The organism is Bradyrhizobium sp. HKCCYLRH2047, assembly GCF_051168175.1.
Taxonomy (GTDB): domain Bacteria; phylum Pseudomonadota; class Alphaproteobacteria; order Rhizobiales; family Xanthobacteraceae; genus Bradyrhizobium.
The window spans coordinates 14,483-40,368 of record NZ_JBNPUM010000006.1; the positions used below are offsets into that span (position 1 = coordinate 14,483).

Consider the following 25,886-nt stretch of genomic DNA (forward strand, 5'->3'; position numbering starts at 1 on the left):
GCTCGCAATGACGGAGCAACTGATTTGCAGCTGATCTCCAGGGAACACCAATGACCTCACCGAAATTCGATCTCGTCGTCTACGGCGCCACCGGCTTCACGGGCAAGCTCGTGGCTGAATATCTCGCCACGCAATATCGCGGCGACGCCTCGCTGCCCTGGGCGATGGCCGGCCGGAGCCTGGACAAGCTCGCTTCCGTGCGGGACGAGATCGGCGCGCCCACCGACACGCCTCTCATTGCCGCCGACGCCTCCGATCCGGCGTCGCTGCAGGCGATGGTGGCGCAGACGAAGCTCGTGCTGACCACCGTCGGTCCGTATCAGCTCTACGGCAACGAGCTCGTCGCCGCCTGCGCCGAAACCGGCACCGACTACGTCGATCTCTGTGGCGAGCCGGTGTGGATGCGGCAGATGATCGACAAGCATCAGGCGATCGCCGAGAAGAGCGGCGCGCGCATCGTGTTCTCCTGCGGCTTCGATTCCGTACCGTTCGAGCTCGGCGTCTACTTCGTGCAGCAGCAGGCGAGACGCGTGCTCGGCGCGCCGGTCGCGCGCGTGAAGGGCCGCGTCCGTGGCATGAGCGGGACCTTGTCGGGCGGGACGGCGGCCAGCGCCAAGGCGACATTCGATGCGGTCGCCAAGGATCTGAGCCTGGTAGCGATCCTCAAGGACGCGTTCGCCCTGACGCCCGGCTTCAAGGGGCCGAAGCAACCGTCAGGCAACAAGCCCGTCTATGAGGAGGATCTGCAGTCCTGGACGGCGCCGTTCATGATGGCGCTGATCAACACCCGCAACGTCCACCGCTCCAACATGCTGATGGGTTTCCCGTACGGCCAGGACTTCGTCTATGACGAGATGGTGCTGACCGGTCCGGGCGAGAAGGGCGAGGCCAACGCCAAGAAGGTGATGGCCGCCAATGCCGAGAAGACCGGCCCGAACGCGCCGAAGCCGGGCGAGGGGCCTTCCAAGGAGGAGCGTGAGAACGGCTACTACAATCTTCTTTTTGTCGCGATCGCCCCCGATGGCCGCCAGGTCCGCGCGTCCGTGAAGGGCAACCGCGATCCCGGCTACGGCTCGACCTCGAAGATGATCAGCGAATGTGCCGTCGGCCTGTTGCGCGACGGAGCTGGCGTGAAGGGCGGTTTCTGGACTCCGGGCGCGGCGCTCCAGGACAGCCTGATCAAGCGGCTGGTCGACCATGCCGGCCTGACGTTCGCGGTGGAGGACTAGGAGGCTGCGATGTGCGGACCGATCCCTGCGGATCGGCCCGCCTCGACCTGGTGGGCGCGGGTGGCGGCGATCATGCCCCACATCGTGCCGAGCATCAGGAAGAAGTGCCGCCAGTGATCGGTATCGATGATGAAGCTTTCGCCGACGGTGCCGAGGAAGGCTGCGAAGATTGCGATGTAGGTGCGCTGCCAGGGCACGCGCACGAGCAGATAGCGGAAGCCGAGGACGACGGTGGTGAAGACCAGCGCAGGATAGCAGATGCCGGACAGCCAGCCGCCCGACATGAAGGCGTTCAGATAGGAGTTGTGGGTGTCTTCGGGGAAGTAGTTGTGGAACTGCAGCGGTCCGATCCCGAACGGCAGGTCGAGCGCCATGTCGGCGCCGAGGATGTGGCGTCCGAACCGGCCGAACCGGCCTTCGTCGTAGCTCTGGTCGAAGCTCGCCCGCTGCTTGAACATGTCGGCGATGGAATCGATCGAGAGCAGTATGCCGATCAGGACGAGGCCGGCCACGGCAGCCGCGAGCGTCATGACGATGATGCGGGAGCGCTCGCGGGGCGAGGTGCTGGTCAGTACCATCAGCGCCAGCATGAAGGCCGCCGTGAGAACGAGGCCGCCCCAGGCCGCGCGCGAGAAGGCGAGCAGGATGGCGAGCGCCATCACGCCGAGGGCGAAGCTGGCGCGCAGCGTCGCTGCGAAGCGGGCGGTGACGACATTCTGCAGCGCCAGCAGCGCCGGCAGGATCAGGAATGCGCCGAGAACGTTCGGGTCCTTGAACGTACCACGCGCGCGGCCATACAAGGTGAGGAGATCGTATCCGCCGGGCACCAGATGGAAGTAGCCGGCGACACCTGCAAGGGCTGCGATCGCGCCGCCCATGACGAGGCCGCGCCGGAGCATGTCGAGCCGCGCTTCGGTGTCGTCCGAAATGAGCATGGCGATGAAGATGGCCGTGAACGCCATGTACCAGGAGGTGGCGATCCAGGTCGAGATCTTGGAATCGTCGAGCAGCGGTATGGCGCTGATCGTGTAGCCGAGATTGACCAGGACCAGCAGCAGCAGGAGCGGCACGAAGACGAGGCGCAGCCTCATGCCGGTCGCAATGAACACCGCGGCGGACGCGAGCGTCACGAGCTCGTAGGGGCTCGGTTCGATGAACACGATGGCGCCGGAGGCGCCGACCAACCAGACCAGCGCACGCTGCAGGGCGACGACGCCGGGCGGGGCCATCGGTCTGGACGCGAACTCTCCGGCTGCCGCCGTCATGGCCATCGCGAACTCACACTCATACGCAACGCAGGGCGGGATCGGCCGGACACACGCGCGAAGCGGACGTGGGTCCGCTCCGGATCCCCGCAATCAATAGGCGTTCTCGCTCTTGGTCATCAACGCCAGCGGCGTCTTGAGCAGGATGTAGACGTCGAACAGCACGGACCAGTTCTCGATGTAGTAGAGGTCGAACTCGACTCGCTTCTGGATCTTCTCCTGGTTGTCGATCTCGCCGCGCCAGCCGTTGATCTGCGCCCATCCGGTGATGCCGGGCTTCACGCGGTGGCGCGCGAAATAGCCGTCGACGGCCTCGTCGAACATCCGGTTCTGCAGCTTGCCCTGAACCGCGTGGGGCCGCGGGCCGACCAGCGACAGGTTGCCCTTGAACACCACGTTGAACAGCTGCGGCAGCTCATCGAGGCTGGTCTTGCGGATGAAGCGGCCGACGCGGGTCACGCGCGGATCGTTCTTGGTGACGACCTTGGACGCCGTGGGATCAGCCTGGTGGTGATAGAGCGACCGGAACTTGAACACGTCGATTCGCTCGTTGTTGAAGCCGAACCGTTTCTGCCGGAACAGCACCGGCCCCGGACTGTCGAGCTTGATCGCGAGCGCGACCAGCGCCATCACCGGGAGCGCGAGCAGCAAGATGAGGCCGCCGACCAATCGGTCGAACAGCATCTTCATCACCAGATCCCAGTCGGTGATCGGCGCCTCGAACACGTCGAGCGTCGGGACCGCACCGAGATAGGAATAGGAACGCGGGCGGAAACGCAATTTGTTGGTATGGGCCGACAGGCGGATGTCGACCGGCAGCACCCACAGCTTCTTCAGCATGTCCAGGATGCGGGTCTCGGCCGAGATCGGCAGCGAGAACAGCACCAGGTCGACGCGGGTTCGGCGCGCGAACTCCACGATATCATCGACCTTGCCGAGCTTCGGCGCGCCGGCGCAGGTCTCGAGCGAACGGGAATCGTTGCGGTCGTCGAACACGCCGAGGATCTCGATCTCGGAGTCGTCCTGCGCCTTCAGCGCACGCACCAGATCTTCGCCGCTCTGGTCGGAGCCGACGATGATGGTCCGTCGATCGAGGCGGCCTTGTCGGGCCCAGCTGCGGATCAGGTTGCGCAGCACGACGCGGCTCGCGATCAACGCGCCGAGTCCGACGAAGAAGAACGCGGCGAGCCAGAGACGGGAGACCTCGCTGCCGATCTTGGCGAAGAAGGACAGTCCGATGAACAGCAGGAACACGAAGCAGTAGGACGAGATCATCCGGGTCATCTGCCGCACTTGGGCGCGGAAGACCTGGATCTGGTAGATGTCGGCGGCCTGGAAGCACACCACCGCGCTCACGGCGAGGCCGACGATGGCAACGAGATACTCCCAATGGAAGCCGCTGAGCGGAACCACGTAGCCGAAATAGACGGCGCTGCCGACGACGCTCAACAGCACGAAATCGGTGATGCGGACGATCCCGGCGAGGACGATCGGAGAATAGGCGCGGTGAACCTTCTGATTGGCAACTGCCAGGGCCGCCGGCGACAGGCGGCGACGCCGTTCAACGGCCGGCTTGCCTGCCGCGGCCGTCGATGCGGCCGTGGCCGCAGCAGCATCCAACATCGAGCGAGCGTTGATCGGTTCCACAGTCGTACAAGCCCGGATTATGTTTGTTAGTATTTGTGGTCATGTAAGCGCTGATAGCGCCGGGGGAAATTCCCTACCGGCGGGATTACGGGCCAAATCGGAAGAAACGGTTAGCGATGGTAAATGACGTCAGGTCTTGGTAAACGCCTCGCGGTAGCTGTCGAGCACGCCCTCGACCATCGCCTTCTGCGAGAAATGCTGGAAGATCCGCTCGCGCAGCGCCTTGGCGCGCAGCTGCGCGGTAGCCGGATCGTCCAGTGCGGCTGCAATGGCGTCGGCCAGCGCGGTCGCGTTGCCTGGCATGAACATCGCGTCGTCGTGCGCCCCGAAGATCTCGGGGATGCCGCCGACCCTCGCCGCGATCATCGGAACCCCAGCGGCTCCCGCCTCGATCACGACATAGGGCATGGAATCGCCACGCGATGGAACGACGAGCAGTCGTCCTTTGGAAAATCCGTCGCGGGCCTTCACATGGCCGATGAAACGCACTGCGGCCGCAAGACCAAGGCGTTCGACCTGAGCTTTGAGCTTCGACATCTCCTCGCCGTCGCCGCCCAAAGTCAGCGTCAGCGGCCGGCCACGGGAGCGCAACTGCGCGACAGCGTCGATCAGCAGATCCGTGCCCTTGATGTGCCTGAACTCGCCGACATAAGCCAGGTCGGTCTGGTCCTGAGCCGGCGTGACCGGGTCGAATTCGCCTGCAGTGACGCCGTTGAAGACGCAATTCACCAATCCGTTGGGATGGCCGATCATGCGCTCATAGGTATCGCGGGCGAAGACGCTCTCGAACAGGAAGAGATCCGTCCGGTTCATCAGCGCACGTTCGAGCCGGCCGTACAGCGCGCCTTTGAGCGTGTCGAGCGGGTAGTGCAGCGAGCCGCCGTGAGGCGTGTAGATGCGGATCGTTCCTGGCCGATGCGGCAGCAGGCGTACGAACGCGCCGGCCTTGGCGCCGTGGCCGTGCAGCACGTCGGGGGCGAGCGCGCGGGAGAGGCGATGGAATCGGCTGAGTGCCAGAATGTCGCTCGGCCAAGGCTCCCGATGAATGGGAACGCGGTGCACGCCGAGTGTCAGGCGGGGCGCGATCTGGGCCAGCGCGGCATCGGCGCGTTCGCCGCCGGTCAGGCTGTCCGCAATGATGCCCACGTCATGCCCGCGATCGACCTGGCCGTTGGCAAGGTCGAGGATGTGCCGAAAGATGCCGCCGACGGGAGCTCTGACCGCGTGAAGGATTTTGAGAGGTTTGTTCTGCGACGGTGCCATGTCGAACTCGCCAGCGCCTTCGGCCTTCGCATGGTTTAGCCAGGCGTCGCTGCGCGAGCTGATCTGACGACTGGCGGATAGAGGAAGCACGGGCGCCTCTCGTCGCTGAATATTGATGGCTCCAACCTCGATAGAGGCTTGATGGTTAACAAAGTCTCACTTGTCGTCGCTGCCGGGCGAGCTCGCTCCAACATTGTGACGATCTGGCGCAAGCCTACTTGTAGCGAGCAGCATATGGGGAAGGATGACGATTGTTCGATAGGGCGAGGTTGCAGGCGCTCCGGTTAACCCGTCAGCAACCTTAATGGAGTGTAATTGTACCACGTATGGTAGCGGCGTGGCGTAGGTCTCGCGGGAGTGGATGATGCGGTTGGCGTTCTGGCGTGCCGGCAAGACGACACAGGTTGACGGAGCTTCCGTCCGACCCGTGACTGGCTCGCCATCGCCGGCCGAGCCGGGCCCGGCCGGCGATCTCGATCTCCGGCTGGTCGGCCGCGCCTTGGCACGAAAGCGCGGCTTCATTCTTTTGCCGACGCTGCTCGCTCTCGTTCTGTCGATCACCGCAGTCAACATGATCACGCCGCGGTACAAGTCCGAAGCGCGGATCCTGATCGACGGCCGCGAAAACGTGTTCGTGCGGCCGAACGGCGAGCGTACCGAGGAGCGAACGGCACTCGATCCCGAGGCGGTCACCAGCCAGGTGCAACTGGTGCTGTCGCGCGATCTGGCGCGCGACATCATCAGGAAGAACAAACTTGGTGATCTGCCCGAGTTCGATCCAGTCCTGCGCGGCGTGTCGCCGCTGAAGTCGGTCTTGGCGATGGTCGGGCTCGTGAAGGATCCGCTTGCCATGACGCCGGACGAGCGCGTCATGGATGCCTATTACGAGCGCCTGACGGTCTACGCCGTCGACAAATCGCGCGTCCTCGTCGTCGAGTTCCAGTCGCAGGATCCGGCGCTCGCGGCACAGGTCGCGAATTCGATCGCGGACGGCTATCTCGTGGTTCAGCAGAACGCCCGCCAGGCGCAGGCGAAGTCGGCCAGCCAGTGGCTGGCCGGGGAGATCCAGGGGCTGCGCAAGAAGGTCGAGGAAGCGGAATCGCGGGTCGAGGAGTTCCGCGCCAAGTCGAATTCGTTCATGGGGACCAACAACACCTCGCTGTCCAACCAGCAGATGGGCGAGGTCAACACCCAGCTCAATAATGCCCGCGCCTTGAAATCGGACGCCGAGACCAAGGCGCGGCTGATCCGCGAGATGCTGCAGAGCGGCCAGCCGATCGAGGCATCCGAGGTGCTCAATTCGGAGCTGATGCGCCGCTTGTCGGAGCAGCGCGTGAGCCTGCGCGCGCAGCTCGCCGAGCAGTCGTCGACACTGCTCGACAATCATCCGCGCATCAAGGAACTGAAGGCGCAACTGGCTGATCTCGACCGCCAGATCCGTGACGAGGCCGGCAAGATCTCCCGCTCGCTCGACAGCGACGCGCGCATCGCCGACGGGCGGGTGCAGATGCTGAGCCAGAGCCTCGAGCAGGCCAAGAAGCAGGCCACCTCCACCAATGGCCTCGATGTCCAGCTGAGGGCGCTGGAGCGCGATGCCAAATCGCAGCGCGACCTGCTGGAATCGTATCTCGCCAAATACCGCGAGGCGAACACCCGCGAAACGCTCGACACGCCGCCGGCGGATGGACGGATCATCTCGCGGGCGGTGGTGTCGAATACGCCGGCCTATCCGAAGAAGCTGCCGATCGTGCTGATCGCGACGCTGGCGACCCTGATGCTGACCTCAGGCGTGGTCATCACCGGAGAGCTGCTGCGCCTCACGGCGCCGCGCGCGGCGGGCCCCACCGCCCCGGCCATGGGCAGCATGGCCGACGTCATGGTGCTCGCGGCGCGGGTCGAGCCGATGATCGCCCCGCGGACGGTTTCCGCATCGCCGGCCGTTGCACCACCTTCGACGCCGGCGCCGGTTGAGGCCACGCATCCGGCTTTCGTACCGCCGCCCGTCACGGCCATGCAGGCGGCCGAGGCGCCGTCGGCCGAGCCGATCAAGCCAGCGCCGATGAACGAGCTCGAGCAGCTCGCATCCGATCTGCTCGCCGCGGGCGAGGGCGCCCGCAAGGTCACCGTGCTCGGCACGGCCGGCGGCGATGCCGTCACGTCCACCGCGCTCGCGATCGCCCGCACCATGGCGGCGCAGGCGCGCGTGGTGCTGGTCGACCTCGCCGGCAGCCCGCAACTGCTTGCAGGCGTCTCGGTCGATCCGGCCGCACCCGGCCTGATCGAGCTGATGCTGGGCGAGGCATCGTTCGCGTCCATCATCACCAAGGACCAGGCCTCGCGGCTGCACATCGTCAACGCCGGTCGTCCCGGCGCCGACCGCAGCCAACTGCAATCGCCGCGGCTCGCGCTCGCCATCGACGCGCTGCTGCGGGTCTACGACCACGTCCTGCTCGACGCCGGCAATGCCTCCGACCTGCCGGCCGAGCTGTTGACCGCGGGCGCGCGCGCCGTCGTCGTGCCCGATCCCAACATGGCCGCCGAGGCGCGCAGCCAGATGAGCGAGCAGTTGCGCGAGGTCGGCTTTGGCGCCGTCACCATGCTGAAGGCACCGGGCGGAGGCGCGAACCGCAACCAGCCGGGGCCGCGCGGCGTCGCCGCCTAGTCTTCAGCCTTCTCGTTCTCGTTGGCCTTGGCGACGCCGCCACGCGATTGCAGCGCGCCGCGCAGGCGCTGCGCCAGACGGAGCAGGGCAGGGCTGTGCTTGACGGCATGCTTGGCCCGGCTGACCGCAGCCATCGTCGTTGCGGCAACGCGGCCCCGCGCGGTCAACGGCATGAAGCTGTCGAAGATCGGCTCGTCGTCCTTGCAGAACATCCGCTTGTAGTCGTCCGATCCGATGCCGAGATCGAGGGCGCGAAAATCCTGTTGCGCGTAGTGATCGATGATCGAGCGCATCAGGATCAGCCCGGGGCTCCAGCGCGCATTCTCCGATAGCGTATAGGTGTTGAACATCATCGAGAAGCGCGCCCCGTCGGCGACGCCGGCAAACAGCGCGATGATCTCGGCATCGCAGCGCAGCGCATGGATATCGATGGCGCGATGTCCGCAACCGAGCTTGGCCATGCAGGCGCTGCGCACGAAGGCCTCGACACCTGCTTCCGCGAACACGTTCGGAAGCTTCTGCTCGGCCATGCGGATCGGCTTGGTGCGGAAGAACCAGTCGAGCAGCTCGGCAATCTCGGCGTCGCTGCCCGCGACCATGTAGCGATAGCCGGGCAGCGCCTGCAGCTTCTTTTCCTTGCTCTTGAGCCGCTTGCGGAATGAATTCGACAGCAGCGCCGTCGGCGCGGCGCCCGGCGGCATCAGCAGCACCGGGCAGTCGTTCACCGACGGCTGGTGCGGCCATTGCGCCAGCGGATTGGCGACATCGCCCCAGCGCTGCGGCTGCTGCGTCAAGGCGAGCACGTCGACACCGCCGCGGTCGCGCAGCCCTGCGAGCAGGACGTCGAGATCGCCGGCGCCGGCGCGCGCGGCGAATTCGCCATCCATCAGTGGCATGTTGAAGGTCGTATGCTTGCCGCCCATGAAGCTGGCGATGCGCATGCCGCAAGCGTGCCGCAACGTCAAAGGCAACAGCAGCAGCGGACGTTGCTCGGCATCACGCCCGATGACGATGAACGGCGTAGCATGCTCGCGTGCGCCGACGTCGCGCTGCCATGCGCCGAGCAGGTCGAAGCGCTGGTACGGCGTCGAGACATGGGCGGGATCTTCGAGCGCGCGCCAGACCGGCTCGGCGGCCGCCAGATCGGACACGATGTCGACCCGCGCGAGCCCCGACGGCAGCCGCCGCGCGGGCGCCTGCGCCGTCCGGCTCTCGATCACGGCGGCCATGGTCATCGCGCAGCTCGCGTTGTCGTGGAATTTTGTTGCTTGACGTCCGGAGACCCTCGCAAAGAAGTCTCAACAAAAGGTAATGGCAATGACTTCGTCCCAAATCGGGAATGACACAAACAAAGATCTGTTCAAATCGGCAGCGCCCACGCGATCTTGACGGCGGATGGTCGCTATCATCGGATGGCGGTGATCATGACGCGATCGCGCCATGGTCTGTCCGCATCAGGTGGGCGCAGACGGTCTGGTTTCAAGTGGGATTTTCGGAAGGGGCGCGGGAATTGTCGTCGGACAACAGGTGGCTGCGCAGCGCCCGGCTCGAGCTGGCCTATTTCAGCGGTCGCACGCTGCTCGCCTCGCGAGCCGCGGCCGGCGCCGGTGCCGTGCTGCGGTTCGAGCGGGTGCGGCCGCGGCGCAAGGGCGCGTTCCAGCCGCTGACATGCGCGGAGATCACGCCCGTCTTCCTCGACAAGGTGATCCGGGCGCTGAAGCGCTGGGGCTACGAGATCGTCTCGCTCGACGAGGCCTGCGGCCGGTCGGTCCGGCTGCCCGACAGCCGTCGCTTCGCCTGCCTGAGCTTCGACGGCGCCGCGAAGGACCTGATCACGCACGCCTATCCGGTGCTCGCCCGCCATGGCGTGCCGTTCACCGTCTACGTGCCCTCGGCTTTTCCTGACGGGCTCGGCGAAGCCTGGTGGCTGGCGCTGGAGGCCGTGATCGCGCGCGAGGCCCGCATCAGCCTCGTGATCGATCATCGTGAGCAGCGCTTCAACGTGTTTACGCCGGCGGAAAAATACGAGCTGTTCGCGTATCTTTCGGCGTGGCTGCGCAAGCTGCCGCCAGCCGAGTTGTCGATCGCGATCCGCGACCTCTGCTCGCGCCACTCGGTCGATCTCACCGCGCTGAGCCGCGAGTCCGCGATGGACTGGGCCGACATCGCCCGGCTCGCCGCCGACCCCAACGTCACGATCGGCAGTGCCACCGTGCATTATCCCGTGCTCGCCAATCTCAGGGATGCCGACGCCCAGCGCGAGATTGCGATGGGCAGGGCGGTGCTGGAGACGGCGCTGCGCCGCCCGGTCCGGCACATGGCGTATCCGTTCGGCGACCGCTATTCGTTCCGCCGCAGCGATGTCGTGCTCGCCGAGCAGGCGGGTTTCGTCAGCGCGGCCTCGACGATGCCAGGCGTGGTGCAGAGCGAGGGCCGCACCCATCTGCACATGCTGCCGCGCATCGCCTGGGACGGCCGCTCACGCTCGCTGCGCGCCCTGAAGGTGCTGATGGCCGGGGTGACCCTGCCGCGCGAAAAAGCCGCGCAGCCGCCCAAGCTCGATCTCGGCTGATCAGCCCTGCTGCCGCTCCGGATCCGGGCGCAGCATCCAGCTCACGATCGGCATCGCCGGCAGCACCCAGCCCATGCCGACGACGACGTAATACACCGCCTGCAGCCAGCCGGAATTGGCGATCAGGGGGAATTGCGCCATCACCATGCCCATCATCGACCAGGCGAAGGCGAGCAGGAGCAGCGCGACGGCGCCGATCAGTTTGCGGGTGCGGATCGTCATGACGGGATTGTCAGCCTCGGCTGGGGGCGGCGCGGCTTGCGCGCGATTTGGTCGGGATTATAAGGGCCTGTCAGCCCCGGTTCAATCGAGCGTTCAACATCCATGACCACGGTTCCCCGCACGACAGATCTCGCCGCGATCCGCATCTGGCTCCTCGTCGTGGCCGGCCTGATCGCGCTGATGGTGCTGGTCGGCGGCGCGACACGGCTGACCGAATCCGGGCTGTCGATCGTCGAATGGAAGCCGGTCACCGGCACCCTGCCGCCGCTGACGGAGCAGGCCTGGAGCGACGCCTTCGCGGCCTACAAGACCATTCCGCAGTACCGGCAGATGAACGCCGGCATGACCCTGCACGAGTTCAAGACCATCTTCTGGTGGGAATGGAGCCACCGGCTGCTCGGCCGCGTCATCGGCATGGTCTACCTGCTGCCCTTCCTGTGGTTCCTGTGGCGCGGCGCCGTCTCCGGGCCGCTCGGCCGCAGGCTGTGGCTGATCTTCGGCCTCGGCGCGCTGCAGGGCGCGGTCGGCTGGTGGATGGTGGCCTCCGGCTTGACCGAGCGCACCGAGGTGGCGCCGGTCCGGCTGGCGACGCATCTCGCGCTGGCGCTGCTGATCTACGCGTCGATCGTCTGGACCCTGCGGCGGCTCGCGCCACGCGAGGAGGCCGAAGTGCCGGCGCGGCTGCGGCTGACGGCCCGGGTGCTGGTCGGAATCACCTTCGTGCAGCTCTATCTCGGGGCGCTGGTCGCGGGCCTGCGCGCCGGCCTCGTCTACAACACCTGGCCCGAGATCGACGGCGGCCTGATCCCGAAGGCGGCCAATCTGTGGATCCATTCGCCGTGGTGGATCAATCTGTTCGAGAACGATTTGACGGTGCAGTTCATGCATCGCATGACCGCCTACACGTTGTTGGCGCTGGCGGCGTGGCACGCCTTCGACGTGATGCGTGCCGGCGCCGGCCGCAACGTCGTGCGCGGCGCGCACCGGCTGCTGGCGGCGATCCTGGTGCAGGCGGTGCTCGGCATTCTCACCCTGCTCGCGCTGGTGCCGATCTCGCTGGCGCTGCTGCATCAGGGCACGGCCATCATCGTGTTGACGCTCGCCGTGCTGCAGGCCGAACGCCTGTCGCCGCGACGTGTCGCTGTTGTCGCCGTGCCGCGGACGGCCGTGGCGGCCGGGCAGGCGGGGTAGGGCGTTCTCGCGCTCGCTGTTGCAGCGACCTCCGCCGTCATTCCGGGGCGCCCGCAGGGCGAGCCCGGAATCCATTGAGCCGCGAGACACGCTGGAAAATGGATTCCGGGCTTGTGCTTCGCACGCCCGGGAATGACGACTGGGACGTTGGGCGCGAGCCAATGAGCGCCTTTGCGTGCAACTCCCGATCTCGCCAAGACATACACCCTCATCCTCGCGCGCTTGTGCGCCGAGCCATGCCGATCGTCTCGCCCCCGAAAAACGCGAGGGCGCAGGGAAGGCCGGATGCCTGGCCGGCACCCATGGCCCGCGTGCAAAGAAAAAAGCACGCGGCGGTCACCACAGGTACGGCCGAAAACACCCGGCCTTCCCCGCGCGATGGTTTTAACGCTTATACGCGATCTCCCCGGGGACCGGGCTCTCTTGCCCCCGTCATCTCGCGCGATGTGTGAGCACCGCTGCGAGACTTAGCGCCAGCGTCGGGGCGCCAGGACCACGCGATTTCGCCGTCCGTGACAAGCCGCTCGTCCGCGCAAGCTTGAAGCCCGCGCACGGCCCGCCACGTCCACCGCATTCCCAATCCCACGCAACTGGACGATCCGGAAGCGCCCCTCGGCTGGACAGGAACAAACGCAGAATATGCTGATTTGCCGAAAGATGCAAGGGCGCTGTCGCGCCGCTTTGGTGAAGCGCCGCGTGCCCAGACTTGTCAGGGGATGATCGTACCGAATCCGTTTCACGCCCCGCTGAATTTGCTATGCCGGTTCAGCAAGATGTGCGGAATGGGGTGAACATGCTGACGGGCGAACTTCGGTCCAAGATCGACAATGTCTGGAATGCGTTCTGGTCAGGCGGCATCGCCAATCCGATCGAGGTGATCGAACAGATCACCTATCTGCTGTTCATCCGCGGGCTGGACGAGGCGCATACGCGCGAGGAGAACCGCGCGACCCGGCTGGGCAAGCCGATGGAGCGGCGCATCTTCCCCGAAGGCAAGGACGGCATCGGCAAGGGCGGCGGCGTTGCTTACGAGGAGATGCGCTGGTCGCGGCTGAAGAACAAGGATCCGGCGACGATGTTCGACATCGTCTCGGAGCACGTCTTCCCGTTCCTGCGCAAGATGGCCGACGCGGACACCGCGCACGCCACCCACATGAAGGGCGCGCGCTTCACGATTCCGACGCCCGCGCTGCTGGCCAAGGTGGTCGACCTGCTGGCCGACATCCCGATGGAGGACCGCGACACCAAGGGCGACCTCTATGAATACATGCTGGGCAAGATCGCCAGCGCCGGCCAGAACGGCCAGTTCCGCACCCCGCGCCACATCATCGCGCTGATGGTCGAGATGACGGCGCCGACGCGCAAGGACGTGATCTGCGATCCCGCCTGCGGCACCTGCGGCTTCCTGGTCCAGGCCGGCGAGTATCTGCGCGAGAACGACCCGAAGCTGTTCCACGACAAGGAGAGCCGCGACCATTTCAACGAGGAGATGTTCCACGGCTTCGATTTCGACGGCACGATGCTGCGCATCGGCTCGATGAACATGACCCTGCATGGCGTCGACGACCCCGACATCCGCTACAAGGATTCGCTGTCACAGGACCATGCCGCCGATTCCGACCGCTACAGCCTCGTGCTCGCCAATCCGCCGTTCGCCGGCTCGCTCGACTACGAGACCACGGCCAAGGATCTGCTCGCGATCGTCAAGACCAAGAAAACCGAGCTGTTGTTCCTGGCGCTGTTCCTGCGGCTGTTGAAGCCCGGTGGCCGCGCCGCCGTCATCGTGCCGGATGGCGTGCTGTTCGGCTCCTCCACCGCGCACAAGGCCATCAGAAAGATGCTGGTCGAGGAGCACAAGCTCGACGGTATCGTCAAGCTGCCGTCGGGCGTGTTCAGGCCGTATGCCGGCGTCTCCACCGCGATCCTGCTGTTCACGAAGACCAACTCCGGAGGGACAGACTACGTCTGGTTCTACGACTGCCAGGCCGATGGCATCTCGCTCGACGACAAGCGGACGCCGCTGTTGCCGGTCGATAAGCTCGGGGCGCGGGCCAAGCTCGACGAAGGCGAGCACGCCAAGAACAACCTGCCTGATATCGCCGCGCGTTGGAAGGAGCGCAATGGAGCCGAGCGCAAGCGACTTCGCACCGCGCAGAGCTTTTGCGTGCCGAAGGCGGAGATTGCAGAGGCGGGCTACGATCTCTCGCTTAACCGCTACAAGGAAGTGGTGCATGAGGCTGCCGAGCATCGCCATCCGAAGGAGATCATCGCCGAGCTGAAAGCGCTGGAGCAGGAGATTGCGGTAGGGCTGGCCGAGCTGGAGACGATGCTGTGAACGTCCTTGCTGACAGTGGCACTCCCGCACACTTCCGGCTTACGACCATCGGCGAGATTTGCGACGAGTTCGGCGGCGAGGTGCAAACTGGTCCATTTGGTAGCCAGTTGCACGCTTCGGACTATTCTGATGACGGCATTCCTGTTGTTATGCCCCAGGATATGGTCGATGGCCGTATTTCGTGTGTTGATATCGCCCGCGTAGACGAGTCGCACGCGCGACGGCTCGGTCAGCACCGACTTCGCGTCGGCGACATTGTTTTCAGTCGTCGGGGCGACGTGAGCCGCTTCGCGGTAGTAACAGAGTCCGAGGAAGGTTGGCTCTGTGGCACGGGCAGTATCCGTATTCGTCCGAACTGCCCCGAAATTGACCTCGGCTATCTGCGCCATTTTCTGAAACGAGACGAAGTCGGACGTTGGCTGCATTATCACGCAAAGGGCGTGACGATGCCAAATCTAAATACGAGCATCATTCGTGCTATTCCGTTTTCGTTTCCTTCTCTCGACGAGCAGCGGCGGATCGCGGCGATCCTGGACAAGGCCGATGCGCTGCGGCGGAAGCGGAGGCGGGCAATCGAATTGCTCGATCATTTAACACACTCGATTTTCTTGGAAATGTTTGGGGATTTGATCGCCAACGCAAGCAATAAAAAGAATAGTTGTAGTTTAGGTGAAGTCGCCGAGATCGTATCGGGTATTACCAAGGGGAGAAAGCTCAACGGAGAATCCGTCAGAGAGGTCCCTTACATGGCTGTCTCCAACGTCCAGGACAAGCATCTCGATCTGGCCGTGGTCAAGACGATCGATGCGACCGAGGCCGAGATTGAACGTTACTTGCTCCGAAAGGATGACTTGCTGCTGACGGAAGGCGGCGATCCCGACAAGCTTGGGCGAGGAACGCTCTGGGCTGACGAACTGGAGGAGTCGATACACCAGAACCATATCTTTCGCGTGAGGATCACTTCCAGTGAGGTTCGTCCGCTATATTTGATCTGGCTGGTCGGCAGCGCATATGGAAAGGCCTATTTTCTGCGATCGGCCAAGCAAACGACAGGAATCGCTTCGATTAACAAAACCCAGCTATCGGAGTTCCCGGTTCTGGTGCCGCCGTTGAGTAAGCAGATCGATTTCGAGAACAGAGTGGCAGTCTTGAAAAAGACAAGCGATGCAGTCGCTCGTTCGAGCCAATCTACCGAAAGCCTGTTTGCTTCTATTCAAGATCGGGCGTTTCGTGGTGAACTATAAGATCGACAAAGGTAGGTAGTGCGTAGGTGGGCAAAGCGCAGCGTGCCCACTGCCAAGACCTCTGCATGTCATGGTGGGCACGCTGCGCTTTGCCCACCCTACAAGGATCTGCTTACGCCGCCGAATTCAGCGGCTTCGCGCGCTCGATCCGCTTGCGCTCGCGTGGCGAGTGCATCGCCTCCCACAGGTCGCTGCGCCGCTGCACGTTGAGCCAGAACTCCGGGCTGTTGCCGAACACACGGGCCAGGATGAGGGCGGTGGCGGCGGTGACGTTGCGCTTGCCGTTGCAGAGTTCGTTGACGTGCTTGCGTTGTACGCCCATCGCGGCGGCCAGCGCGGTCTGCGTCAGCCCCATCGGCTGCATGAACTCCTCGATCAGGATTTCGGCCACGGTTGCCGGCTTGCGTTTGGTCATCAGCATAGATGTGCCTCACTCGTAGCTGTGGTCGTCGAGATAGAGATCGGTCGCCTCGCCGCGGCCGCCGTGCCAGCGGAAGACCAATCGCCAGCGCTTGTTGACGCGGATGCAATGGAAGCCGTCGAGGTGGCCACGCAGCTTCTCGAAGTGGTTGCTCGGCGGCGACCGCAGATCCGCGTCCGTGGCCGCGTCGTCGATCAACTGCAGCTTGCGGAACAGCCGATCCTCCAGGTCCGCCGGGATCTTCTTCGATCGGATGTCGTCGACGAAGAACCGATGCAGCCAGTCGTCTCGGAAGCTCACGATCATGGGCAGTCCCGTTTGAGGCAGTGTACCACCCTATGACACAGCCGGCAATCTGCGTGTGTTCCCGTGTGACGCTGCGGAGCCGCTTGACGGACCGGGGCAATGCATCCGATGGTTGAAGGTGATCCGGTATGGCCGGATCGGTCAGGGCAGACGCGGATGATCCGGCAGGATGGCGATCACGCGAGGGGAGCGCCAGAGGAGCTGAATGTCCAACTTCGCCTTTCTAGCCGCTGAATTTCCGGCCGTGCACGAGGCGGCGGTCGAGGCCGAGCGCCAGGCGGCGGTGTCGCCGACCGCGGCCGCGTTCTTTGCCGGCAAGACCGTCGAGGTGGCGGTGAAATGGGCGTTCAAGTCCGACCCCAATCTCAAGCTGCCCTATCAGGACAACATCGCGGCGCTGCTGCACGAGCCGAGCTTCCGCCGCGCCGCGGGCGAGGCGGTGTTTGCCAAGGCCAAATACATCAATACGCTGCGCAACCGCGCCGTTCATGAGGCGCGCCGGATCAGCGCCGGCGATGCCACCGGCGCGGTCAAGGAGCTGTTCCACGTCTGCTTCTGGTTTGCCCGCACCTATGCCAAGGCCAAGCCGGCCGACGGGCTGACTTTCGACCCAGCCGTGCTGTCGCGTCGCGACGAGGTGTTGAAGAAGGCGTTCGTCCAGCTCAAGACCCAGCAGGCCGAGCTCGACGCCAAGGACGGCGAGCTGACCAGGCTGCTGCTCGACAAGGACAACCTCGACACTGAACTGAAGAAGCTGCGGGCCGAGGTCGCTGCCGCACGCAAGGCGGCCGAGGCGACGCCGGACCAGCATAATTACGACGAGGCGGAGACCCGCGACCGCTTCATCGACCTGTTGCTGCGCGAGGCCGGCTGGGCGCTCGATCAGCCTGATGAGCGCGAGTTTCGCGTCGAGGGCATGCCGAATAATGAGGGCATCGGCTTCGTCGACTACGTGCTGTGGGGCGCGGATGGCAAGCCGCTCGGCCTGGTCGAGGCCAAGCGCACGCGCAAGGATGCGCGATCCGGCCAGCAGCAGGCCAAGCTCTATGCCGATCGGCTGGAGGCGCGCTACGGCCAGCGGCCGGTGATCTTCTATTCCAACGGCTATGAGCACTGGATCTGGGACGACACGCGCTATCCGCCGCGGCAGATTGGCGGCTTCTACAAGCGCGACGAGCTGGAGCTTCTAATCCAGCGCCGCACCGGGCGGAAGTCGCTGGCCGCGGAGGCGATCAGCCGCAAGATCGTGGAGCGGCCCTATCAGCACCGCGCCATCCGCTCGATCGCCAAGCATTTCGAGGAGGACCGCGAGCGCAAGGCGCTGCTGGTGATGGCGACCGGCTCCGGCAAGACCCGCACCGTGATCGCGCTGGTCGACCTCTTGATGCGCGCCGGCTGGGTCAAGCGGGTGCTGTTCCTGGCCGACCGCGTTGCGCTGGTGAACCAGGCGGCCGGCGCGTTCAAGACGCATCTGCCGGACGCCGCGCCGGTCAATCTGGTGACCGAGCGGACCGCCGACGGGCGCGTCTTCATCTGCACCTATCCGACCATGATGGGGCTGATCGACGGCCGCCAGGAAGGCAAGCTCAAATTCGGCCCCGGCCATTTCGACCTGATCGTGATCGACGAGGCGCACCGCTCGGTCTACCAGCGCTATCGCGCCATCTTCGAGTATTTCGATTCCTTCCTGGTCGGGCTGACGGCGACGCCGAAGGACGAGATCGACCGCAACACCTATTCGCTGTTCGACCTCGAAGACGGCGTGCCGACCGATGCCTATTCGCTGGAGGAGGCGGTGGCCGAGGGGCACCTGGTGCCGCCGAAGACGATCTCGGTGCCGCTGAAAATCGTCCGCTCCGGCCTCCGCTATGACGACCTCTCGGCGGAGGAAAAAGACCAGTGGGACATGCTGGAATGGGGCGAGGACGACGTCCCCGATACGGTCGAAGCGGCGGAGGTCAACAAGCGGCTGTTCAACGAGGAGACGGTCGATCTCGTCATCGCGCATCTGATGCAGAACGGCATCAAGGTCGAAGGCGGCGACCGGCTCGGCAAGACCATCATCTTCGCCAAGAACGAGGACCACGCCAAATATATCGAAACCCGCTTCAACGTGGCCTATCCGGCGCTGGCCGGGCATTTCGCCCGCGTCATCACCCATAAGACCGGCGCCTATGCGCAGACCTTGATCGACGACTTCTCGATCAAGACCAAGGTGCCGCATATCGCGATTTCGGTCGATATGCTCGACACCGGCATCGACGTGCCCGAGGTGGTCAATCTCGTGTTCTTCAAGCCGGTGCGCTCGAAGACCAAGTTCTGGCAGATGATCGGGCGCGGCACGCGGCTGTGTCCGGACCTGTTCGGTCCTGGGCAGGACAAGGAGGAGTTTTGCGTCTTCGACTATTGCCAGAACATCGAGTTCTTCGGCGCCAATCCGGAGTTGAAGGAAGCCTCCGCGGCGAAGTCGCTGTCCGAGCGGCTGTTCGCCGGCCGGCTCGACCTGGTGCGGGCGCTGGACGAGAAGTTCTCGAAGGCGGCTGCCGCAGGCGGCTTCTCGGCCGGCGGACAGGCGCCTTATGAGGGTGACGAAGGCGAGCCACCGAGCGAGCCGGAGATTCGAGCGTCCGCTGCCGCGACCTTGCAGGCGATCGTCGGCGGGCTCAACACCGACAATTTCATCGTCCGGAAGCATCGCCGCGCGGTCGAGAAGTATCGCGAGCCCAAGGAGTGGGACGCGATCGACGAGCACAAGCGCGAGGAGCTGGTCGAGGAGATCGCGCCGCTGCCGTCGAGCCACATGCTCGGCACCGAGGACGCCAAGCGCTTCGACCTCCTGATGTTCCAACTTGAGCTGGCGCTGCTCAAGGGCTCCAAGCGCTTCGACAATCTCCGCAAGCAGCTCCTGGAGATCGCGTCAGCCCTTGAGGACCAGACCGGCATTCCGGCCATTGCCAGGCATGCCGAGCTGATCGAGGAGATCCAGACAGAGCAATGGTGGGAGGGCGTCACCGTGCCGCTCTTGGAGCTGGTGCGCCTGCGGCTGCGCGACCTGATCCAGCACATCGAGAAGGGACGCAAGACCGTCGTCTATTCGAACTTCGCCGACGAGATCGGCGAGGGGGTCGAGCTGCAATTGCCGCAGGTGGGCGAAGCCGACTTTGCCCGGTTCAAGGCCAAGGCGCGACACTTCCTGCGCGCGCATCAGGACAATCTGGCGCTGAACAAGCTGCGCCACGGCAAGCCGCTCACGGCCTACGACCTGACCGAGCTGGAGCGGATGCTGCTGGAAGCCGGGATCGGCGAGGCCGGCGACATCGCGCGGGCCAGGGAAGTCAGCCACGGCTTCGGCCGCTTCGTGCGCTCGCTGGTCGGGCTTGACCGCGCGGCGGTCAGCGCGGCCTTCGGCGAGTTCATCGCCGGCGGCACGGCGTCGGCGGCGCAGATCGAATTCATCGACATGGTGATCGAGCACCTGACCGATCAGGGCGTGATGGACCCGGCGCTGCTCTACGAGCCGCCATTCACGGGTATCGCGCCGACCGGTCCGGAGCAGTTGTTCGACGAGAGCAGGGTGGTGAAGCTGTTCGAGACCATCAAGGCGATCAACGCCAGCGCGGTGGCGTAGTGCTCCCTCAGCAATACCCGTACACGCCGCAGGCATAAGGCAGGCGGAACATGTAGTTGGTGTAGCCTTCGCCGCCGTAATACGCGCCCTGGTAGTCGTAGGAGAAGGCGCGGCCGTAATAGCCGGGCAGCTCCTGGCGGCCGAGCAGCAGCGGCGTGGAGGGCCACATCGGGGAGATCAGCGAGTCCTGGTCCTTGACGACGACGATTGTGGGCGGCGCCTTGACGGCGCGGCGGGCCTTGTAGTGGACGAGCTTGTCGTGGACGGCCGGCAGGTCGGCTGCGAGCACGACGCCATTCGCCGCGATGGCCGCCAGCAGCATCATGATCACCAACGTTCGCATTCTGCTCTCCTTGCAGCTCCGGGACGGCCGGCGTGATGCCATGCGACATCGGTGCTGTTGGCTGCACCGGAGCGATTCCATGGCCGGCAGGATGGGCCCTGTATGGTTAACGAAAACCTTCCAGCGCGCGGAACGGGGCTGCAATCACCCGTAGAAGGACGGGCTTTTTCAGCTTTTGTTAAGTTCTGCGGGTGCAAGGTTACGGGTGCCGGCGATTTTGAAGGCCGGCTGGACGCAAACCAGCACTGTCTGCGTCCGGGATGAAAATCTCTGCTGCATTTCCATCAGAGTGTCAGACCAGAAGGGTTCGCGCATGTCGGTCATCGTGATGTCGGCGTCCGCACGTCTCAGGCTGCTGTCCAGGACTGAAGCGTCGCAACCGCATCTTGCCATCGCCGACGAGGTCGCCGCCTGTCGCCAGGCGCTGACGGCGCGCCGGTCGATCGCGACCGCCGCGCTTCCGCTGACGAGCCCCGCGCAGGCGAGCCTGCTGGTGCTGCTGAGCTAGATCCGGAGTTAACGAGGGCGCGGTCCGAGACGCCGGCAACGGCATGACCGTGGGACGAAAGAGAGCGCGGAAGGCCAGGGGAGGCCTGTCGCGCTCTCTTTGTTTTCGAGGCCCGGATCGCCATCTCGGTCTCAGCCGTTCGTCAAGCCCCGGGCATGACGTCGATGGCGATATGCGTGTGCAACTCGCGTCTGAGATCGCCGCACGTTCAGCGCAGCTGCCGACCCGCCTACGCGCTCAGCGCCTGCTCGAGGTCGGCGATCAGGTCTTCCTTGTCCTCGATGCCGACGGAGATGCGGACGATGTCGGGGCCGGCGCCGGCCTTGATCTTGGCGGCATCGTCGAGCTGGCTGTGGGTGGTCGAGGCCGGGTGGATCACCAGCGAGCGGGTGTCGCCGACATTGGCGAGATGCGAGAACAGCTTCAGGTTCGACACCAGCTTGACCCCGGCATCGTAGCCACCCTTGAGCGAGAAGGTGAACACGGCGCCGGCGCCTTTCGGGCAGTATTTGCGGGCGAGCGTGTGATACTTGTCCTCGGGCAAGCCGGCGTAACTCACCGACGCCACGGCGGGATGCCTGCTGAGATATTCGGCGACCGCCTTGGCGTTGTCGCAGTGCTTCTGCATGCGCAGCGGCAGCGTCTCGATGCCCGTCAGGATCATGAAGGCGTTGAACGGCGACAGCGCGGGGCCGAGATCGCGCAGGCCCAGCACGCGGCAGGCGATCGCGAAGGCGAAATTGCCGAACGTCTCGTGCAGGCGGATGCCGTGATATTCGGGACGCGGCTGCGTCAGCATCGGATATTTGTCGCCACCGCCGGCCCAGTCGAAGGTGCCGGCATCGACGATGACGCCGCCGATCGAGTTGCCGTGGCCGCCGAGGAACTTGGTCAGCGAGTGCAGCACGATGTCGGCGCCGTGATCGATCGGGCGGATCAGGTAGGGCGAGGCCAAGGTATTGTCGACGATCAGCGGCACGCCCGCCTTGCGCGCGACCTGCGCGACCGCCTCGATGTCGGTGATGGTGCCGCCGGGATTGGCGAGCGACTCGATGAAGATCGCCTTGGTGCGCGGCGAGACCGCGGCCTCGAAGCTCGCGACGTTATCTGTGTCGGCCCACACCACGTTCCAGCCGAAACTCTTGAACGCGTGCGTGAACTGGTTGATCGAGCCGCCATAGAGTTTTCGCGCGGCAATGAATTCGTCGCCCGGGGCCAGCAACTGCTGCAGCGCCACGACCTGCGCGGCATGGCCCGAGGCAACGGCCAGCGCGGCGGTGCCGCCCTCGAGCGCGGCGACGCGCTCCTCCAGCACGGCGTTGGTCGGGTTGCCGATGCGGGTGTAGATGTTGCCGAACGCCTGCAGCCCGAACAGCGAGGCGGCGTGGTCGGCATCGTTGAACACGAAGGACGTGGTCTGGTAGATCGGCGTCGCCCGCGCGCCGGTGGTCGGGTCGGGCTGGGCGCCGGCGTGAATGGCGAGGGTGGCAAATCCCGGGGCACGTTCGGTCATGGTGTTTCCTCTTGGCTTGATCCGTTGCGCGCCGGCGCCGGCTGGCGCAGGGATCGATGATGGGAGACGGTGTCGATAGCGCGCATCGTGCGCCTCCGCGTCATCCCGGCGGAGGACATTTGCCAGCGGCCAGGATGGCGTCAAGGCTGCCGGCGCGGATCGCTCCGATTTGAAATGCGCTGCTGTGTCGCGCCGTCGTCGCGACACGTTCCTTTCGCAGATGCGTCAGGTGGGATCGCTTCTGTCCTTCGCGGCGCGGTCGGCCGCGGCCGTCGCGCCGCCGCCGACGCTGGTGCGGTTCAGCGACAGCCGCATGCCCTGGGTCGGGATTGGCGCGCGCTTGGCGCTGATGGTGCGGGAGTTGACGCCCATCCACGAGATCTCCGACGACAGCCGGCCATACTCGATCTTGGGGCATCGGTTCATCACGACCTTCAGCCCGGCGGCCTCGGCCTTCTCGGCCGCCGCATCGTCACGCGCGCCGAGCTGCATCCAGATCACCTTCGGCAAGGGTGAGAGCTTCAGCGCCTCGTCGACGACGGGCATGATGTGCTGCGAGCTCCGGAAGATGTCGACCATGTCGATCGGGCGGCCGATGTCGGCGAGCGAGGCGGCGAAGGGGCGGCCCATCAGGCTCTTGCCGACATGGCCGGGATTCACCGGGATCATGTCGTAGCCGCGTTGCACCAGATATTTGAAGGCGAAGAAGCTCGGCCGGATCTCGGACGGCGAGGCGCCGACCATCGCGATCACCTTCACACCGTTGAGAATGCCGCGGATGTAGTCGTCGGGGTAGGTGTCGTGATTCATGGGCTCGCGCTTCTACTAGTTGCCGTCATTCCAGGGCGCCCGGAGGGCGAACCCGGAATCTCGAGCTGAGTTCGACCAATTCGAGATTCCGGGTTCGATGCTTCGCATCGCCCCGGAATGACGAAGTTGCTGAAACCGTCATTGCGAGGAGCGACAGCGACGAAGCAATCCAGGGGCTCGGGTGGGACTCTGGATCGCGGCGCTGCGCTCGCGATGACGGCGGAGAGAGCGTCGGTGCTCACTCATCCCGCCACGTCGGCGTCCGCTTTTCGATGAAGGCGCCGATGCCTTCCTCCGCGTCGCGGGCGAGCATGTTCTGCGTCATCACCTCTGCCGCATAGCTATAGGCGTCGGCAAGGCTCATCTCGGCCTGGCGGTAGAATGCCTCCTTGCCGAGCTTGATCGTATAGGCCGATTTGCGCGCCACTTGTTGTGCCAGCGCAATCGCGGTGTCGCGCTCCGTGCCGGGCGTGACCACGCGGTTGACGAGGCCCAATTCGCGGGCGCGCGGGGCGGGAACCGGCTCGCCGGTCAGCAGCATCTCCATCGCCTGCTTGCGGGGCACGTTGCGCGACAGCGCCACCATCGGCGTCGAGCAGAACAGGCCGATGTCGACGCCGGGCGTGGCGAACGAGGCGCGCTCGGAGGCGACGGCGAGATCGCAGCTCGCGACCAGTTGGCAGCCGGCGGCGGTGGCGATGCCCTGCACGGACGCGACAACGGGCTTCGGCAGATGCACGATCGCCTGCATCATCGCACTGCAGGCATTCATCAGTTTGGCGAAGAAGGCGCGGCCGCGGTCGGCGTCGCCGCGATGCGCGGTGAGTTCCTTGAGGTCATGGCCGGCGCAGAACGCCGGGCCATTTGCTGCGATCACCACGGCGCGCACGGCCTTGTCGGCGCCGATCTCGGCCAGGGCCTGATGCAGCTCTGCGATCAGCGGCTCCGACAGGCTGTTGCGCTGTGCCGGGCGGTTGAGCGTGAGCACGGCGACGGCGCCCGCCATCTCGCGCAACAAAATCGGCGTATCGGCGGCGTCGGCGAGGGCAGGGGCGGACATTGCGATTTCCATATGGGCGCGTCGATGCAGCTAATGTAACAGATGAGCGACGACGAGAGCAGGGGGAGACATGACGGCGAAGATGACCATCGCGGAGCTGGAAGCGTTCCTGCACGCGGAATTTCCCCAGGCGTTCCGCACCGGCGGCGACATTTCGATCGAGAGCGCCGATGGCAAGAGCTGCCGGATGCGCCAGCGCTTCAACGAGCGCATGTTGCGCCCAGGCGGCACCGTCTCCGGGCCGACACTGATGGCGCTGGCCGATTTCGCGATGTACGTGGTGCTCTTGTCGGCGATCGGCCCGGTCGGGCTCGCCGTGACCACGAATCTCAACATCAACTTCCTGCGCAAGGGCGCGGCCGGCGCCGACGTGCTGGCGGAGGCGCGGCTGCTCAAGCTCGGCAAGCGGCTTGCGGTCGGCGAAGTCACGCTGTTGTCAGGGGAATCGCCTGATCCGATCGCCCATGTCACGGCGACCTATTCCATTCCTAATGCGTAGGGTTTTTGAGGGTATTATTGCACCATATTTGTAAGTCGCTGTTTTTATTGTATTAATTTCGCGTGGATGGCGTTGACGAATGCAGGCCGCTTCTCTAGAAGCTGCGACCAGTTCGGCGCGTCACCCGCGCCGCATTCTCCCTGTCACGGATATCTCTCATGAAAACCTTTTCGGCAAAGCCGGCCGAGGTCCAGAAGAAGTGGGTCGTCATCGACGCCAAGGGTCTGGTCGTCGGTCGTCTCGCCACGCTGGTCGCGATGCGGCTGCGCGGCAAGCACCTCCCGATCTATACCCCGCACGTCGATTGCGGCGACAACGTCATCATCGTCAATGCCGCGCATGCCGTGCTGACCGGCCGCAAGCGCGAGCAGAAGACGTACTACAAGCACACCGGCTATGTCGGCCACGTCAAGGAGCGCACCGCGCGCCAGATCCTCGAGGGCCGCTTCCCCGAGCGCGTGATCGAGAAGGCCATCGAGCGCATGATCCCGCGCGGCCCGCTCGGCCGCGTGCAGATGGGCAATCTGCGTGTCTATGGCGGACCTGATCATCCGCACGAGGCGCAGAACCCCGAGAAGATCGACATCGCCAAGTTGAACCGCAAGAACACGAGGGCCGCATAAGATGGCCGAAAGCATCCAGTCTCTCGATCAGCTGTCGCAGCTCAAGGGCGCCGTCACGGCCCCGGACGCTCCGAAGTATGAGAAGAAGGTCGACAAGTTCGGCCGCGCCTATGCCACCGGCAAGCGCAAGGACGCGGTCGCCCGCGTCTGGATCAAGCCGGGCTCCGGCAAGGTCACCGTCAACACCCGCGACATCGAGGTCTACTTCGCCCGTCCGGTGCTGCGCATGATGATCGAGCAGCCGATGGTCGTCGCCGCCCGCAAGGGCCAGTACGACGTGATCTGCACGGTCGCCGGCGGCGGTCTGTCCGGCCAGGCCGGCGCGGTGCGTCACGGCCTGTCCAAGGCTCTGACCAATTTCGAGCCGGAGCTGCGCAGCGTCCTCAAGAAGGGCGGCTTCCTGACCCGCGACTCGCGCGTCGTCGAGCGTAAGAAGTACGGCAAGGCCAAGGCCCGCCGCTCCTTCCAGTTCTCGAAGCGCTGATCTCCTGGGTCCGGCTGCGGCCGGATCCGTCAGCTACCAATACGAACGGGCGCCCTCGCGG

At 65.1% G+C, this 25,886-nt stretch carries 23 protein-coding genes; 12 read left to right on the top strand and 11 right to left on the bottom strand.

Annotated elements, in window-relative coordinates; all coding sequences use genetic code 11:
• Positions 1-50 precede the first annotated feature (50 nt).
• On the top strand, positions 51-1,229 hold the full coding sequence (locus ACQR1D_RS15800) for a saccharopine dehydrogenase family protein (protein ID WP_434840155.1): 1,179 nt from the start codon (positions 51-53) through the stop codon (positions 1,227-1,229).
• Here the strand turns inward: ACQR1D_RS15800 and ACQR1D_RS15805 are convergent.
• The 3 genes from ACQR1D_RS15805 to ACQR1D_RS15815 all read right to left on the bottom strand — a co-directional run bounded on the left by ACQR1D_RS15805 (position 1,226) and on the right by ACQR1D_RS15815 (position 5,341).
• A complete protein-coding gene (locus ACQR1D_RS15805; RefSeq protein WP_434840154.1) occupies positions 1,226-2,500 on the bottom strand; it encodes an O-antigen ligase family protein in 1,275 nt (424 codons plus the stop codon). The two genes, ACQR1D_RS15800 and ACQR1D_RS15805, sit on opposite strands and share 4 nt — an antisense overlap.
• An 87-nt stretch (positions 2,501-2,587) precedes the next feature.
• Positions 2,588-4,117, bottom strand: a complete 1,530-nt coding sequence (locus ACQR1D_RS15810) for an undecaprenyl-phosphate glucose phosphotransferase (RefSeq protein WP_434840153.1) — start codon at positions 4,115-4,117, stop codon at positions 2,588-2,590.
• A 153-nt stretch (positions 4,118-4,270) separates the two neighbouring features.
• Positions 4,271-5,341 (bottom strand): glycosyltransferase family 4 protein, encoded by a 1,071-nt coding sequence (locus ACQR1D_RS15815; RefSeq protein ID WP_434896497.1) that lies wholly within the window; start codon positions 5,339-5,341, stop codon positions 4,271-4,273.
• Between ACQR1D_RS15815 and ACQR1D_RS15820 the strand changes: the two genes are divergently transcribed.
• Positions 5,291-5,443: a hypothetical protein gene (locus tag ACQR1D_RS15820; protein WP_434846952.1), complete on the top strand. Its 153-nt coding sequence runs from the start codon at positions 5,291-5,293 to the stop codon at positions 5,441-5,443. The two genes, ACQR1D_RS15815 and ACQR1D_RS15820, sit on opposite strands and share 51 nt — an antisense overlap.
• A 325-nt stretch (positions 5,444-5,768) precedes the next feature.
• Positions 5,769-8,066, top strand: a complete 2,298-nt coding sequence (locus tag ACQR1D_RS15825; protein ID WP_434893896.1) for a GumC family protein — start codon at positions 5,769-5,771, stop codon at positions 8,064-8,066.
• On the opposite strand, the gene ACQR1D_RS15830 is transcribed toward ACQR1D_RS15825, so the two are convergent.
• Positions 8,063-9,301, bottom strand: a complete 1,239-nt coding sequence (locus ACQR1D_RS15830) for a GNAT family N-acetyltransferase (RefSeq protein ID WP_316237423.1) — start codon at positions 9,299-9,301, stop codon at positions 8,063-8,065. The two genes, ACQR1D_RS15825 and ACQR1D_RS15830, sit on opposite strands and share 4 nt — an antisense overlap.
• Positions 9,302-9,576: 275 nt before the next feature.
• On the opposite strand from ACQR1D_RS15830, the gene ACQR1D_RS15835 reads away from it, so the two are divergent.
• Positions 9,577-10,638 carry a polysaccharide deacetylase family protein gene (locus tag ACQR1D_RS15835; protein WP_434846919.1) on the top strand — a complete coding sequence of 354 codons (1,062 nt, stop codon included), beginning with the start codon at positions 9,577-9,579 and terminating at the stop codon, positions 10,636-10,638.
• Here the strand turns inward: ACQR1D_RS15835 and ACQR1D_RS15840 are convergent, their stop codons facing one another.
• A complete protein-coding gene (locus ACQR1D_RS15840) occupies positions 10,639-10,860 on the bottom strand; it encodes a DUF2842 domain-containing protein (RefSeq protein ID WP_315711497.1) in 222 nt (73 codons plus the stop codon).
• A gap of 102 nt (positions 10,861-10,962) precedes the next feature.
• Here ACQR1D_RS15840 and ACQR1D_RS15845 point away from each other — a divergent pair, with 102 nt between their 5' ends.
• The 3 genes from ACQR1D_RS15845 to ACQR1D_RS15855 all read left to right on the top strand — a co-directional run bounded on the left by ACQR1D_RS15845 (position 10,963) and on the right by ACQR1D_RS15855 (position 15,630).
• The gene (locus ACQR1D_RS15845) at positions 10,963-12,051 is read left to right on the top strand and encodes a COX15/CtaA family protein (RefSeq protein ID WP_434893897.1); all 1,089 of its coding nucleotides are present in this window, start codon (positions 10,963-10,965) and stop codon (positions 12,049-12,051) included.
• Between the two features lie 793 nt (positions 12,052-12,844).
• Entirely contained in the window at positions 12,845-14,386 is a 1,542-nt protein-coding gene (locus ACQR1D_RS15850; protein ID WP_434893898.1) for a type I restriction-modification system subunit M, read from the top strand.
• Complete coding sequence (locus ACQR1D_RS15855) at positions 14,383-15,630, top strand: restriction endonuclease subunit S (protein ID WP_434893899.1); 1,248 nt, start codon at positions 14,383-14,385, stop codon at positions 15,628-15,630. The genes ACQR1D_RS15850 and ACQR1D_RS15855 overlap by 4 nt, the downstream gene beginning before the upstream one ends.
• A 112-nt stretch (positions 15,631-15,742) precedes the next feature.
• On the opposite strand, the gene ACQR1D_RS15860 is transcribed toward ACQR1D_RS15855, so the two are convergent.
• Positions 15,743-16,051, bottom strand: coding sequence for a HigA family addiction module antitoxin (locus tag ACQR1D_RS15860; protein WP_434893900.1), 309 nt, complete (start codon positions 16,049-16,051; stop codon positions 15,743-15,745).
• Positions 16,052-16,060: 9 nt separating this feature from the next.
• Complete coding sequence (locus ACQR1D_RS15865; RefSeq protein ID WP_434893413.1) at positions 16,061-16,357, bottom strand: type II toxin-antitoxin system RelE/ParE family toxin; 297 nt, start codon at positions 16,355-16,357, stop codon at positions 16,061-16,063.
• 205 nt (positions 16,358-16,562) lie between these two features.
• On the opposite strand from ACQR1D_RS15865, the gene ACQR1D_RS15870 reads away from it, so the two are divergent.
• The gene (locus ACQR1D_RS15870; protein WP_434893901.1) at positions 16,563-19,985 is read left to right on the top strand and encodes a DEAD/DEAH box helicase family protein; all 3,423 of its coding nucleotides are present in this window, start codon (positions 16,563-16,565) and stop codon (positions 19,983-19,985) included.
• 7 nt (positions 19,986-19,992) lie between these two features.
• Here the strand turns inward: ACQR1D_RS15870 and ACQR1D_RS15875 are convergent, their stop codons facing one another.
• Positions 19,993-20,328, bottom strand: a complete 336-nt coding sequence (locus tag ACQR1D_RS15875) for a hypothetical protein (RefSeq protein WP_316237415.1) — start codon at positions 20,326-20,328, stop codon at positions 19,993-19,995.
• A 313-nt stretch (positions 20,329-20,641) separates the two neighbouring features.
• On the opposite strand from ACQR1D_RS15875, the gene ACQR1D_RS15880 reads away from it, so the two are divergent.
• Positions 20,642-20,836, top strand: a complete 195-nt coding sequence (locus ACQR1D_RS15880; RefSeq protein WP_315799668.1) for a hypothetical protein — start codon at positions 20,642-20,644, stop codon at positions 20,834-20,836.
• Positions 20,837-21,065: 229 nt separating this feature from the next.
• On the opposite strand, the gene ACQR1D_RS15885 is transcribed toward ACQR1D_RS15880, so the two are convergent.
• The 3 genes from ACQR1D_RS15885 to ACQR1D_RS15895 all read right to left on the bottom strand — a co-directional run bounded on the left by ACQR1D_RS15885 (position 21,066) and on the right by ACQR1D_RS15895 (position 24,219).
• A complete protein-coding gene (locus tag ACQR1D_RS15885) occupies positions 21,066-22,349 on the bottom strand; it encodes an O-acetylhomoserine aminocarboxypropyltransferase (protein WP_434840142.1) in 1,284 nt (427 codons plus the stop codon).
• Between the two features lie 225 nt (positions 22,350-22,574).
• Positions 22,575-23,159: a CoA-binding protein gene (locus ACQR1D_RS15890; protein WP_434840141.1), complete on the bottom strand. Its 585-nt coding sequence runs from the start codon at positions 23,157-23,159 to the stop codon at positions 22,575-22,577.
• Between the two features lie 238 nt (positions 23,160-23,397).
• Positions 23,398-24,219: an enoyl-CoA hydratase gene (locus ACQR1D_RS15895; RefSeq protein WP_434840140.1), complete on the bottom strand. Its 822-nt coding sequence runs from the start codon at positions 24,217-24,219 to the stop codon at positions 23,398-23,400.
• A gap of 70 nt (positions 24,220-24,289) precedes the next feature.
• Here ACQR1D_RS15895 and ACQR1D_RS15900 point away from each other — a divergent pair, with 70 nt between their 5' ends.
• From ACQR1D_RS15900 to rpsI, 3 genes are all read left to right on the top strand, one after another.
• Positions 24,290-24,718, top strand: coding sequence for a PaaI family thioesterase (locus tag ACQR1D_RS15900; protein WP_315799672.1), 429 nt, complete (start codon positions 24,290-24,292; stop codon positions 24,716-24,718).
• Positions 24,719-24,876: 158 nt separating this feature from the next.
• Complete coding sequence (gene rplM / locus ACQR1D_RS15905) at positions 24,877-25,341, top strand: 50S ribosomal protein L13 (RefSeq protein WP_315799673.1); 465 nt, start codon at positions 24,877-24,879, stop codon at positions 25,339-25,341.
• 1 nt (position 25,342) lies between these two features.
• Positions 25,343-25,825 (top strand): 30S ribosomal protein S9, encoded by a 483-nt coding sequence (gene rpsI / locus ACQR1D_RS15910; protein ID WP_006611043.1) that lies wholly within the window; start codon positions 25,343-25,345, stop codon positions 25,823-25,825.
• Positions 25,826-25,886 lie beyond the last annotated feature (61 nt).